11 protein-coding genes, 1 tRNA gene and 1 pseudogene are annotated in these 12,417 nt (G+C 57.7%); 11 read left to right on the forward strand and 2 right to left on the reverse strand.

The window, feature by feature from the left end:
• Window positions 1-19: 19 nt before the first annotated feature.
• A complete protein-coding gene (locus tag ACYVHT_RS14865) occupies window positions 20-823 on the reverse strand; it encodes an SDR family oxidoreductase (RefSeq protein WP_460553298.1) in 804 nt (267 codons plus the stop codon).
• Between the two features lie 85 nt (window positions 824-908).
• Here ACYVHT_RS14865 and ACYVHT_RS14870 point away from each other — a divergent pair, with 85 nt between their 5' ends.
• The 5 genes and pseudogenes from ACYVHT_RS14870 to rplT all read left to right on the forward strand — a co-directional run bounded on the left by ACYVHT_RS14870 (window position 909) and on the right by rplT (window position 5,053).
• Entirely contained in the window at window positions 909-1,304 is a 396-nt protein-coding gene (locus ACYVHT_RS14870; RefSeq protein WP_460553301.1) for a winged helix-turn-helix transcriptional regulator, read from the forward strand.
• Window positions 1,305-1,463: 159 nt separating this feature from the next.
• The gene (thrS, locus tag ACYVHT_RS14875; RefSeq protein ID WP_460553304.1) at window positions 1,464-3,395 is read left to right on the forward strand and encodes a threonine--tRNA ligase; all 1,932 of its coding nucleotides are present in this window, start codon (window positions 1,464-1,466) and stop codon (window positions 3,393-3,395) included.
• Between the two features lie 202 nt (window positions 3,396-3,597).
• A pseudogene (infC, locus tag ACYVHT_RS14880) lies at window positions 3,598-4,155 on the forward strand (translation initiation factor IF-3); the annotation flags it as partial.
• A 207-nt stretch (window positions 4,156-4,362) separates the two neighbouring features.
• Window positions 4,363-4,557 carry a large ribosomal subunit protein bL35 gene (gene rpmI / locus ACYVHT_RS14885; protein WP_460553307.1) on the forward strand — a complete coding sequence of 65 codons (195 nt, stop codon included), beginning with the start codon at window positions 4,363-4,365 and terminating at the stop codon, window positions 4,555-4,557.
• A 151-nt stretch (window positions 4,558-4,708) separates the two neighbouring features.
• Window positions 4,709-5,053, forward strand: coding sequence for a 50S ribosomal protein L20 (rplT, locus tag ACYVHT_RS14890; protein ID WP_168672944.1), 345 nt, complete (start codon window positions 4,709-4,711; stop codon window positions 5,051-5,053).
• A gap of 171 nt (window positions 5,054-5,224) precedes the next feature.
• Here the strand turns inward: rplT and ACYVHT_RS14895 are convergent.
• Window positions 5,225-5,298: transfer RNA gene (locus tag ACYVHT_RS14895), tRNA-Met, on the reverse strand.
• 138 nt (window positions 5,299-5,436) lie between these two features.
• On the opposite strand from ACYVHT_RS14895, the gene ACYVHT_RS14900 reads away from it, so the two are divergent.
• From ACYVHT_RS14900 to trxB, 6 genes are all read left to right on the forward strand, one after another.
• Window positions 5,437-5,844 (forward strand): START-like domain-containing protein, encoded by a 408-nt coding sequence (locus ACYVHT_RS14900; protein ID WP_460553310.1) that lies wholly within the window; start codon window positions 5,437-5,439, stop codon window positions 5,842-5,844.
• Window positions 5,845-5,922: 78 nt separating this feature from the next.
• A complete protein-coding gene (locus ACYVHT_RS14905) occupies window positions 5,923-7,374 on the forward strand; it encodes an LptF/LptG family permease (RefSeq protein WP_460553313.1) in 1,452 nt (483 codons plus the stop codon).
• A gap of 140 nt (window positions 7,375-7,514) precedes the next feature.
• Entirely contained in the window at window positions 7,515-7,790 is a 276-nt protein-coding gene (rpsO, locus tag ACYVHT_RS14910; RefSeq protein WP_460553316.1) for a 30S ribosomal protein S15, read from the forward strand.
• 202 nt (window positions 7,791-7,992) lie between these two features.
• Window positions 7,993-10,164 carry a polyribonucleotide nucleotidyltransferase gene (gene pnp / locus ACYVHT_RS14915; protein WP_460553319.1) on the forward strand — a complete coding sequence of 724 codons (2,172 nt, stop codon included), beginning with the start codon at window positions 7,993-7,995 and terminating at the stop codon, window positions 10,162-10,164.
• A 122-nt stretch (window positions 10,165-10,286) separates the two neighbouring features.
• Entirely contained in the window at window positions 10,287-11,150 is an 864-nt protein-coding gene (locus tag ACYVHT_RS14920; protein ID WP_035566352.1) for a sigma-70 family RNA polymerase sigma factor, read from the forward strand.
• Window positions 11,151-11,331: 181 nt separating this feature from the next.
• Window positions 11,332-12,267, forward strand: a complete 936-nt coding sequence (gene trxB / locus ACYVHT_RS14925; protein ID WP_460553322.1) for an NAD(P)/FAD-dependent oxidoreductase — start codon at window positions 11,332-11,334, stop codon at window positions 12,265-12,267.
• The last annotated feature ends 150 nt before the right edge of the window (window positions 12,268-12,417 follow it).

A 12,417-nucleotide genomic window follows, 5' to 3' on the forward strand; every position in this document is an offset into this window, starting at 1 on the left:
AAATGCATTATCCGCCTCATTACATGCCCTCAATCATTTGCAGCAGGCCTTTTCGAAAAGCTTCATCGCCCACGGCCAGGCGCTGCGCATACAAGTCTTTCGCATCATCCCCACAGACGTACCGCAAAGTGTCGCTGCCGTCGGTGGCAGCGCCATACACTACTTCGGCAATTTGCTCGGGCGTAGATACCAGGCTGTCGGGGTTGCTGATAAGCGCGAAGAATTTGCCTGTCAGTTCTTCGTAAGCCGGATGCGCAACGTGCACCGACCGCTCGGCCATATCCGTCGATACCAGGCCGGGCTCGATGTTTTTGATGCCAATCCCGAACTGGCGCAGTTCATACGACAAGCTTTCGCTCCAGCCCTCCAATGCCCATTTGCTGGCATCGTACATAGAGCTCACCGGGAAGGCCATCAACCCCGCCGAGGAGCTGGTGGTGATAAAAAGCCCCGCTTTCCGGGCCCTGAAGGCGGGAATAAAAGCCTGGGTAACCCGCACCACGCCCAGAAAATTGGTTTCCATCTGGTGCACCAGCTGCTCATCAGTGGTAGCTTCTAAAGGCCCCAGCAAGCTGTAGCCCGCGTTGTTAAACACCACATCTACCGGACCCCACGCCAACGCCTGCTGCACGGCGGCTTCAATCTGGGCCAAGCTGGTTACATCCAGGGCCAGCAGTCGGACATTGTCCAGTTGGGAAAGCTCGGTTTCGTTGTCGGACTTGCGCATGGTGGCAATCACGTTCCAGCCCTTAGCCGCAAATAGCCTGGCGGTTGCTTTTCCCAGGCCTGCCGAAGCACCAGTGATAAAAATTGTCTTGTTCATATTGCTTGTTGAATAAGTGTAAAGCAAAATTGTAGGGTAGTCACTTTACATTTGCTATCCGTTACCTTAAGGAAAGTGACTATTTATGCCCCTGACTGAAAACTGCGAACAAGACCCGGAGCTTTCCCGCGAAAGAATCCTGGCGCTCAAAGACGCCATCGACCTGCTGAGCGGGAAGTGGAAATTCTGTATCCTGCTTAATTTATACACCTATGGCACCATGCGGTTCAAGGACTTACAGGCCACGTCGGTGGGCATAACCCCCAAGGTATTGTCGAAAGAGCTACAGGAGCTGGAAGAAAACCACCTCATTACCCGCACGGTCAATAATACCAAGCCCGTCACGGTTTCGTACGCCCTCACGTCCCATGCCATCGAAACCCAGCCCGTCATCAATGCCTTGGTTGAGTTTGGTTTAAAGCACCGGACGAAGATTAAGAGCCGGGCCACGGAACAGCCTTCTTCCGCTGAAATGTCTTAGGTACTCTCGGCTGAAACGCTTCTGTCCATTGGTTGGCTGCTTCAAACTTTCTGCTGAGCCCTCTCTGGCGGCATTTTCTGCCCCAATAATGGGTTAGCCTTATTGCGCAATTGCTAACTTGCGCCTGCTTTGCCGCTCTGGCAACCTTTTAGTATCAGTATGCTCAACATCACGCTCCCCGACGGTTCGCTTCGCCAGCTCGCCGACGGCGCCAGCGGCTACGACCTGGCCGCCAGCATTTCCGAAGGCCTCGCCCGCAACGCCCTGGCCGTATCGGTCAACGGCGAAGTCCGCGACCTCCACCGCCCGCTGCCTGACAACGCGCAGGTCAGCATCCTCACCTGGAACGACACCGCCGGCAAGGCGACCTACTGGCACTCCTCGGCCCACCTCATGGCCGAAGCCCTCGAAGCCTTGTACCCCGGCGTGAAGCTGGCCATCGGCCCGGCCGTCGAAAACGGCTTTTACTACGACGTGGACCTCGGCGAAGGCCGCAGCATCAGCAGCGAAGACTTCCCCGAAATCGAGAAGAAAATGCTGGAGCTGGCCAAAAACAAAAGCCAGTACATCCGCAAAGAAGTCTCGAAGGCCGACGCCATTGCCTACTTCACCGAGAAGCAGGACCCCTACAAGCTGGAGCTGATTGACGGCCTAGAAGACGGCCAAATCACGTTCTACACGCAGGGCGGCTTCACCGACCTCTGCCGCGGCCCGCACATCCCCGACACCGGCACCATCAAAGCGGCCAAGCTGATGAACGTAGCCGGCGCCTACTGGCGCGGCGACGAGAAGAACAAGCAGCTCACGCGCCTTTACGGCATCACCTTCCCCAAGGCCAAGGACCTCACCGAGTACCTCGAGCGCCTTGAGGAAGCCAAGCGCCGCGACCACCGCAAGCTCGGCAAGGAGCTGAAGCTGTTTGCTTTCTCGGAGAAAGTAGGCGCGGGCCTGCCCCTGTGGCTGCCCAAAGGCACCGCCCTGCGCGAGCGCCTCGAACAGTTCCTGCGCAAAGCCCAGGTGAAAGCCGGCTACCAGCCCGTCGTCACGCCTCACATCGGCGCCAAGGAACTGTACGTAACCAGCGGCCACTACGAAAAGTACGGGGCCGACTCGTTTCAGCCAATCAAAACGCCCAACCCCGGCGAGGAATTCTTCCTCAAGCCGATGAACTGCCCCCACCACTGCGAAATCTATAAAACGGAGCCCCGCAGCTACCGCGACCTGCCCGTGCGCCTGGCCGAATTCGGCACCGTGTACCGCTACGAGCAGTCGGGCGAGCTGCATGGCCTCACCCGCGTGCGCGGCTTCACGCAGGACGACGCCCACATCTTCTGCCGCCCCGACCAGGTTAAGGAGGAGTTCAAGAAGGTGATTGACCTGGTGCTGTACGTGTTCAAAAACCTCGGTTTTACGGACTATACGGCCCAAATCAGCCTGCGCGACCCCGACAACAAAACCAAGTACATCGGCTCCGACGAAAACTGGGCCCTGGCCGAAAGCGCCATTCAGGAAGCTGCCGAGGAGAAAGGCCTGCCCACCGTCACCGAGTACGGCGAAGCCGCTTTCTACGGTCCCAAGCTCGATTTCATGGTGCGCGATGCCCTCGGCCGCCGCTGGCAGCTCGGCACCATCCAGGTCGACTATAACCTGCCCGAGCGCTTCGACCTCGAGTACGTGGCGCCCGACAACACGAAAAAGCGCCCCGTGATGCTGCACCGCGCGCCCTTTGGCTCGCTGGAGCGTTTCGTGGCCGTGCTCATCGAGCATTGCGCCGGCAATTTCCCGCTCTGGCTCACGCCCGAGCAGTTCATCGTGTTGCCCATCTCGGACAAGTACATCGACTACGCCAACGAGGTGAAAGCCCAACTGGAACAGCGCGACCTGCGCGGCACCGTGGACGCCCGCGACGAGCGCATCGGCCGCAAAATCCGCGATGCCGAAATGGCCAAGCTGCCGTACCTGCTGGTGGTAGGGGAGAAGGAAGCCCAGGACAACATCATCAGCGTGCGCAAGCACGGCGAAGGTGACCTCGGCTCCATGCCAATCGACGCGTTTGTGAAAAGCGTGCAAAGCCAGATGGTAGAGGCTTGATAACCAGCAGTTGATTATAGAAAAAGCCCGTTATGCCAGCGCATAGCGGGTTTTTTTGTGCTTCCAGCAAAATACATTGTGCCACCAGCTTGCCTTTGCCAATAAAAATACCGATATTTGCCCCCTGATTGCCAGACCCTACCCGGTCGAACATCGCCCATAAATCAATTCCCCGCCACTTTTTTAGCAGGAGGACCAAACCATAGCAGCCCCGAACCGTCGGTACGTGCCCCGCCAGCAGGTGGAAGAGCCGTTCAAAATCAACCAGAAAATCACCGCCCGCGAAGTGCGCCTTGTTGGCGACAACGTGGAGCAGGGCATCTATCCGACCGACCAGGCCCGGAAGATGGCACAGGAGCAAAACCTCGACCTCGTTGAGATTTCGCCCACTGCCGTGCCGCCCGTTTGCCGCGTCATCGACTACTCGAAATTCAAGTACGAGCAGAAAAAGAAGACCCGCGAGCTGAAGGCCAAGCAGACCAAGGTTGTCCTCAAAGAAATTCGCTTCGGTCCCAACACCGACGAGCACGACTTCGCCTTCAAAGTGAAGCACGCCCAGGAGTTTTTGCGCGAAGGTGCCAAAATCAAGAGCTACGTGCACTTCGTTGGTCGCAGCATCGTGTTCAAGGAGCGGGGCGAAATCCTGCTGCTCAAGTTTGCCCAGGCCCTCGAAGACCTCGCCAAAGTAGAGCAGCTGCCCAAGCTCGAAGGCAAGCGCATGTTTCTCTACCTCGCGCCCAAAGCTGCGGCCGTCGTGAAACCTGCCGCCAAGCCCGCGGCTGCTCCCGACAAGGACAAGAAAGCCCCCAAGCCAGCCGAGCCCAAAGCCGAAGCAGCTGACAAGACCTCCGAAGCGGCACGCGCTGCCGATGCCGCCGAATAGCATTACCCCGGTTGAAGATGACTTCCCAGCCCTCGGTTGGCGAGTAATCAACAATCAACAACCAACCCTCCAACAACCACTACAATGCCGAAAGTAAAGACGAAATCCGGTGCCAAGAAGCGCTTTGCGCTCACCGGAACGGGCAAGGTGAAGCGGAAGCACGCCTTCAAATCGCACATTCTGACCAAGAAGACGACCAAGCAGAAGCGCGGCCTGACCCACACGGGCCTGGTTAGTAGCTCCGATATGAATCGCGTGCGTCAGATGCTCAATTTTTAATTATGAATTTTTAATTATGAATTAGAAATTGGCCATATCAAGCTGCTCATTTTCAATTCATAACTCATAATTTATAATTCATAATTTTTCCTCACCAGGCTTCCGGCTTTAAGACTTAACCCGTCGCCGGCTGCCAAAAACTCTCAAGGTTATGCCAAGAAGTGTCAACCACGTGGCCTCGCGCCACCGCCGTAAGAAAATCATGCGTTTGGCGAAAGGCTACTATGGCCGTCGCAAAAACGTGTGGACCGTAGCCAAGAATGCCGTTGAAAAAGGCCTGCTCTACGCTTACCGCGACCGTAAAGTAAAGAAGCGCGAATTCCGCGCACTCTGGATTCAGCGTATCAACGCCGGCGCTCGCGAGCACGGCCTGTCGTACTCGCAGCTGATGGGCGGCCTGAAAAAGGCGGGCATCGAGCTCAACCGCAAAGTGCTGGCCGACCTGGCCCTGAACCACCCCGAAGCCTTCAAAGGCATCGTGGAGAAGGCAAAATAATTGCCCCTGCGCGCTATCTGACCAAGAAAACGCTGGCCCTTGGGTTCAGCGTTTTCTTGTTTTAGGCCTTGGCGGTATGGATGAGCTACGGGCCCGATGGGTGTCCCGCCGCACCAAGCCGCCGGAAAGCAAAAAAGCCGCTCCAGTACCAGACTGAAACGGCTTTCGACGTAGCGGGAGGCGGGCTCGAACCGCCGACCTCAGGGTTATGAATCCTGTGCTCTAACCAGCTGAGCTACCCCGCCGGGTTTTTTGTGGGTGCAAAGGTAACGCTACAATCGGCCCCGACGCAAGGTCCAGGGCCAAAAAACACTGTATTTATTCTCTGGGCTGCCGTTTTTACCATGGTGATGCCCGGGGTCCTTCGTCTTAGTCCAATGGCATTGCCTGATACTCAAACCAAAACGCGGTTCGTGGTGGAATTTCCCATCAATGCGTCGCCCAAAATTCTTTTTCCTTACCTGGCCACCGCCTCCGGTCTTTCGCAGTGGTTTTGCGACGATGTGCGCTATGTGGAGGGCCAGCGCCTTAATTTTATCTGGGACCAGGACAACCATTACGCCGAAATCGCGGGGCAGCGCCTCAATAAAGCGGTGCGGTTCGTGTTTCTGGACGACCACAGGCACCAGGTCGTTGATGCAAACTTTCTGGAATTTACCCTTGATTCTTCGCAGGTGACCGATGAGGTATATCTGCGGGTGGTGGATTATTCGGCCGGGCACAGTGCGGCAGAGCAGCACGAGCTGTGGGAAGGGCTGGTGGCCCGGCTGCGGGAGCAGGTGGGAGGGTAGCCTTCGCGACTGAGGTACTTTTTCCGTTTATTTTTCGTTGCGATGCCGGTACTGCGTTAAGGCATTGCCGCACTCTGTATGCTTAAAAAGCTCGACAAACTCATCCTGAAGGCCTTCACCGGGCCGTTTCTACTCACCTTCGCGGTGGTGCAGTTCATTTTGCTCACGCACACGCTGCTGAAGTATCTGGACGATATTATCGGCAAAGACCTGGGCACGGGCGTATTGCTGCAGCTGCTGTTCTATTTCAGCGTGCTGATTGTGCCCGTGTCGCTGCCACTGGCGGTGCTGCTTTCGTCGCTGATGACTTATGGCAACCTGGGCGAGCACCACGAGCTGACGGCCATTAAAGCCTCCGGCATTGCGCTGACGCGCATTTTGCGGCCCGTGCTGCTGCTCACCACGGGGCTGGCCATCGGAGCGTTCTGGTTCAATGAAACCATTGTGCCCAAAGCCAACCTGAAAGCCTACAGCCTGCTCTGGGACGTGCGCCAGCAGAAGCTGGCGCTTGATATCCGGGAGGGCGTTTTTTATAACGGCATTCCCGGGTACACCATCAAGGTGGACAAGAAAACCGGCGAGAATGGCGACCAGCTGCACGGCGTGATGATTTACGACCACACCCAGAAATCGGGCAACGCCACCGTGATGCTGGCCGATTCGGGCCGGATGTTCACCCTGCTCAATGGCGGCTACCTGGGCCTGGAGCTTTTTCATGGCCACAACTACATTGAGCAGCCCGATGCCTCCAACCGCGCCGGAGCCAGCTTTATCCGGCAGGGCTTCGACCACAATACGATTACGTTCTCACTGGCCTCATTCGACCTGAATCGCACCAAAGAGGAGCTGTTCACGACCAACCGCATGATGCTCAATATTCCGCAGCTGCACTACGCCACCGATTCGGTGCAGAAAAAGCTGCGCCAGGAGCGTAACATGCTGCCGCACACCATCAACGGGTATTACACGTACGTGCGCTTCGACACCACCAGCCGGGCGGCGAACAGAAAAGTGGAAAGCTGGCAGGTGCAGCCCACCAAGCTGGCAGCTCCGTCCGTGACGATTCTGGAGCAAGCCATTAACCGGGCCCGCAACCTGCAAACCTTCGCCGATACCACCACCGAGCGGCTGGAGGACCTGGCCAAAAACTCGGCCCTTTTCCGCATTGAAGTGTACCGCAAATACTCGCAGTCGGTAGCCGTGCTGCTGATGTTTTTGATTGGGGCACCACTGGGCTCGATTATCAAGAAGGGCGGCCTGGGCGTTCCAATCCTGATTTCCATCCTCTTTTTTATCGTGTACTACGTGCTGAGCATCATGGGCGAGAAGTATGGCCGCGAGTTTGTGATGCCGGTGGGCCTGGGCATGTGGATGTCGAACCTGGTGCTGCTACCCGCCGGCCTGTTCTTTCTTTATCAGGCCTACAACGACTCCGGCTTGCTTGAAATGGACTTCTGGCGGCGTTTGCCGCAGCGGCTGGGCATTCCGGCCCTGCGCAGAATCACCGAGCCGGTTGAGGAGGTGGCTTAACATCGGCTCAGGCCACAAATCTTCCCGGTACGCTTTTATCCTGTTTTTAAATTCCGTACCTTTGCGGCACCCCAAAGTATGGGGCATTCCAATTTCTTTTTTCATCCTTAATCCAAAGACGGGGTAACTCCTATCAGCCGATGAAACTCACCACCGAAGCAAAACAGGCCATTTTCGAAAAGAACAGCCTGCAAAAAGTTAAAACCGACACTGGCTCGGCCGAAGCACAGATTGCCCTCTTCACGCACCGCATCATCCACCTGACGGAGCACCTGAAGACCAACAAAAAGGACCACAGCACCCGCCTGGGCCTGCTGAAGCTGGTAGGTAAGCGCCGCAGCATGCTGGATTACCTGCAGCACCGCGAAATCAACCGCTACCGCGCCATCATCAAGGAGCTGGGCATCCGCAAGTAAGTCCAGAATCTGAGAGTAGGGAGCCTTCCAACGAAGGTTCCCTACTCTTTTTTTGTTCGGGTTGGTTTGGCGCCGAGGCCGCCCCCGACGGTTGGTTTTATCGGCGCACTGCTGTTGTCATTCATTATGAGTAACGGGGGCCGCTGGCGGTGCCCGTTTTTGGCTGCTCGCCCGCTGTCGCTTTTCTAAGCAAACCCCGCTGATGTCCCAACCCCACGCCATTACCAAAACCCTGGCGCTGCCCGACGGCCGCGTCATCTCCATCGAAACCGGCAAGCTGGCCAAATTCGCCGACGGTGCCGTCGTCGTTCGCCTCGGCGATACCATGCTGCTCGCCACGGTGGTTTCGGCCCCGAGCCAGCGCGAAGGCGTCGACTTCCTGCCGCTGTCGGTGGACTACCAGGAGAAATTTGGCTCGGCCGGCAAGATTCCCGGTTCGTTTCAGCGCCGCGAAGGCCGCCTGAGCGACTACGAAATCCTGATTTGCCGCCTCGTTGACCGCATCCTGCGGCCAATGTTCCCCAAAGACTACCACTACGAGGTGCAGGTAATGATTACCCTCATCTCGGCCGATAAAGAAGTGCAGCCCGACGCCCTGGCTGCCCTGGCCGCTTCGGCGGCGCTGTCGATTTCCGACATTCCGTTTGCCGGCCCGATTTCCGAAGTGCGCGTGGCGCGCATCGACGGTCAGTTCCAGATTAACCCCAAAACCTCCGACCTGGAGCGCGCCGACATGGACCTGATGGTGGGCGCTACGGCCGACTCGGTGGCCATGGTGGAAGGCGCCATGAAGGAAGTGAGCGAAGAAGAGATGGTGGCGGCCATTGCCTTCGGCCACGAGGCCATTAAGGCCCAGTGCCAGCTGCAAACCGAGCTGGCGCTGGCCGTGGGCCGTACGCCGGAGTCGCAGCCCCGCGAGTATCCGAAATACGAGGAGAACGAAGCCCTGAAAAAGCTCATCCACGAGGGCGTTTACCAGGGCGCTTACGATGTAGCGCGCTCGGGCAATACCAAGAAGGCTGGCCGCAAGGAAGGTTTCTCGGCAGTGAAAAAGGCGTTTCTGGACAAGCTCGTAGCGGAGCAGCCGGAGCTGGACATGAAAATGTTCAGCCGCTACTACGGCTCGGCTGAGAAGAAAGCCATCCGCGACATGATGGTGAAGGAGCGGGTTCGTCTCGATGGTCGGCAGCTCACCGAAATCCGTCCTATCTGGTCGGAAATCAACTACCTGCCCGGCGCGCACGGCTCGGCTATTTTCACCCGCGGCGAAACCCAGAGCCTGACCACGGCCACGCTCGGCACCAAGCTCGATGAGCAAATCATCGACCAGCCGCTGACCAAGGGCTTCTCGAAATTCATGCTGCACTACAACTTCCCCGGTTTCTCGACCGGCGAGGTGAAGCCGAACCGGGGGGCTGGCCGCCGCGAAATCGGCCACGGCAACCTGGCGCTGCGCTCGCTGAAGCAGGTGCTGCCGTCGGAGGAAGAAAACCCTTACACCATCCGCATTGTGTCGGACATTCTGGAGTCGAACGGTTCCAGCTCGATGGCTACCGTTTGCGCCGGCTCGCTGGCGCTGATGGATGCGGGTGTGAAAATCACTTCGGCCGTGGCGGGTATTGCCATGGGGCTGGTGCAGGACAAGGAAACCGGCGAGTACGCGGTGCTAAGCGACATTCTCGGCGACGAGGACCACCTCGGCGACATGGACTTCAAGGTGACCGGCACGGAGAAAGGCATTTGCGCCTGCCAGATGGACATCAAAATCCAGGGCCTGAGCAATGAGATTCTGACGGCTGCCCTGCACCAGGCCCGGGAGGGCCGCCTGCACATCCTGCGCGAGATGGCCAAAACGATTTCGGCCCCCGCGCCGGAGTTGAAACCGCATACCCCACGCTCGCACAAGATGCTCATCGACAAAGAGTTCATCGGGGCGGTAATCGGGCCGGGCGGCAAGGTGATTCAGCAGATTCAGAAGGACACCAACGCCACGGTGATTATCGAGGAGAAGGACGAGAAGGGCCACGTAAGCATCTACGCTTCCAACCAGGAAGACATGCAAGGCGCCATCGACCGGATTCGCGCCATCGCGGCCCAGCCCGAAGTGGGCGAGGTGTACAAAGGCAAAGTGCGCAGCATTCAGCCCTACGGCGCTTTTGTGGAGATTATGCCGGGCAAAGACGGCTTGCTGCACATCTCGGAAGTGACGCACGAGCGGATTCAGACGCTGGAAGGCCTGCTCGAAGTAGGACAGGATATTGACGTGAAACTGGTGGAAATCGATAAGAAAACCGGCAAGTACCGGCTCTCGCGCAAAGTATTGCTGCCGAAGCCCGAAGCCGCAGCTGCCAGCAACGGCGAAGCTAAAGCGTAGTCCGTCGGGCGGCCCGAACTAAAGTCAGGGGAGGCCTGTTGGTTTCCTCTGACTTAGGGACTGCCCGAACGGACTTTTCTTACGTATAATCCCCACTCAGATATCGTTCTTACCTAGTCCCCATGAGACAGCTAAAAATCAGTAAGCAGATTACCAACCGCGAAAGCCAGTCACTGGACAAGTACCTCCAGGAGATTGGCAAGGTTGATTTGCTCACGCCCGACGAGGAGGTAACGCTCGCGCAGCGCATCCGCGACGGGGACCAGCAAGCGCTTGAAAAACTGACCAAAGCCAACCTGCGTTTCGTAGTGTCGGTGGCAAAACAATATCAGAACCAAGGCCTTAGCCTTGGTGACCTCATCAATGAGGGTAACCTCGGTCTTATCAAAGCGGCCAAACGCTTTGACGAAACGCGGGGCTTTAAATTCATTTCCTACGCCGTGTGGTGGATTCGCCAGTCCATCCTGCAGGCCCTGGCTGAGCAGAGCCGCATCGTGCGCCTGCCCCTGAATCGGGTGGGTTCGCTGAACAAAATCAGCAAATCGTTCTCGGAGCTCGAGCAGAAATTCGAGCGTGAGCCTTCGCCCGAAGAAATTGCCGAAGTGCTGGAGCTGACTACTTCCGAGGTAGTGGATACCCTCAAAATCTCGGGCCGCCACGTATCGGTGGATGCGCCGTTTGTGCAGGGCGAGGAAAACCGCCTGCTCGACGTGCTCGAAAATGAGGACGAAGAGTCGCCGGACATGGCCCTGATGAACGACTCGCTTCGCAAGGAGGTGCAGCGCGCCCTGAGCACGCTCACCAAGCGCGAGGCGGACGTGATTACGCTCTACTTCGGCCTGAACGGCGAGGCGGCTCTGACGCTGGAAGAAATCGGCGAGAAGTTTAACCTGACCCGCGAGCGGGTGCGCCAGATTAAGGAAAAGGCCATCCGGCGGTTGCGGCACACGTCGCGCTCGAAGGCGCTGAAGCCGTATCTGGGCTAACTTCTGCTTAGTTTTGTTGTTGCAAAAACCCCAGCTGTAAGGTTGGGGTTTTTTGTACGGCTTTGCGCTGATTTGCGTCTACCGGAATGCCGGGTGGAGCACTCCGGCTGCGCCGCTAGCTACTTACCTGACTACTCATCGTTCAACGATACGCGAAGCAGAGCTTCGCGCTACAACTACAATGGCTGAACACATCAAATGCCTGATTATAGGCTCCGGCCCGGCTGGTTATACGGCGGCCATCTACGCCGCCCGCGCTAACATGGCCCCCGTTATGTACATGGGCTTGCAGCCCGGCGGGCAGCTTACCATTACCAACGACGTGGAGAATTTTCCCGGCTACCCCGATGGCATCATGGGCCCGGAGATGATGGAAGACTTGAAAAAGCAGGCCACCCGCTTTGGCACCGACATCCGCTACGGCATTGCCACAGCGGTAGATTTCTCGGTGATGCCGCGTAGAATTACCATTGACGAAACCACGGAGCTGACGGCCGATGCCGTAATTATTGCCACCGGGGCTTCGGCCAAATGGCTGGGACTGCCGTCGGAGGCTAAGCTGAACGGGGCGGGTGTGTCGGCCTGCGCGGTGTGCGACGGGTTTTTCTACCGGGGTCAGGAAGTGGCCATTGTGGGCGCCGGCGATACGGCCGCGGAGGAAGCTACTTACCTGGCCAACCTGGCCAGCAAGGTGACCATGATTGTGCGCAAGAGCGAGATGAAAGCCTCGAAAATTATGCAGAAGCGCGTGCTCGAAAACCCCAAGATTGAGGTGCTCTTCGATACCGTGACGGATGAGATTCTGGGCGAGCACAGTGTGGAGGGCGTGCGCGTGAAAAACGTGCTGACCCACGAAACCCGCGAGATTCCGCTGACAGGCTTCTTCGTGGCCATCGGGCACGAGCCGAATTCGAAGATTTTTCAGCCCTACCTGCACCACGACGAGCAGGGCTATCTGAAGACGATTCCCGGCACGAGCAAGACCAATGTGGACGGCGTGTTTGCCTGCGGCGACGTGCAGGATTTCACCTACCGGCAGGCCGTGACGGCTGCCGGCACCGGCTGCATGGCGGCGCTGGATGCCGAGCGCTACCTCGCTGCGCTTGGAATACACTAAATTCGCTTTCAGAACGTCATAACAGCAGAACGCCATGCTGAGCCTGTCGAAGCCGCTCTACCGTGGTAGTAAATCCTCGTGATTGGATTACTCGCCCGGGGACGTTGGCCTCGACAGGCGCAGCATGGCGTTTTGCTGGTTATTGGCTAA

This window comes from Hymenobacter daeguensis, from assembly GCF_054780555.1.

Excerpts from the sequence above, each read along its gene's own strand:
- ACYVHT_RS14865 (WP_460553298.1), bottom strand. The coding sequence starts at position 823 with ATGAACAAGACAATTTTTATCACTGGTGCTTCGGCAGGCCTGGGAAAA.
- ACYVHT_RS14870 (WP_460553301.1), top strand. The coding sequence starts at position 909 with ATGCCCCTGACTGAAAACTGCGAACAAGACCCGGAGCTTTCCCGCGAA.
- thrS (WP_460553304.1), top strand. The coding sequence starts at position 1,464 with ATGCTCAACATCACGCTCCCCGACGGTTCGCTTCGCCAGCTCGCCGAC.
- rpmI (WP_460553307.1), top strand. The coding sequence starts at position 4,363 with ATGCCGAAAGTAAAGACGAAATCCGGTGCCAAGAAGCGCTTTGCGCTC.
- rplT (WP_168672944.1), top strand. The coding sequence starts at position 4,709 with ATGCCAAGAAGTGTCAACCACGTGGCCTCGCGCCACCGCCGTAAGAAA.
- ACYVHT_RS14905 (WP_460553313.1), top strand. The coding sequence starts at position 5,923 with ATGCTTAAAAAGCTCGACAAACTCATCCTGAAGGCCTTCACCGGGCCG.
- rpsO (WP_460553316.1), top strand. The coding sequence starts at position 7,515 with ATGAAACTCACCACCGAAGCAAAACAGGCCATTTTCGAAAAGAACAGC.
- pnp (WP_460553319.1), top strand. The coding sequence starts at position 7,993 with ATGTCCCAACCCCACGCCATTACCAAAACCCTGGCGCTGCCCGACGGC.
- ACYVHT_RS14920 (WP_035566352.1), top strand. The coding sequence starts at position 10,287 with ATGAGACAGCTAAAAATCAGTAAGCAGATTACCAACCGCGAAAGCCAG.
- trxB (WP_460553322.1), top strand. The coding sequence starts at position 11,332 with ATGGCTGAACACATCAAATGCCTGATTATAGGCTCCGGCCCGGCTGGT.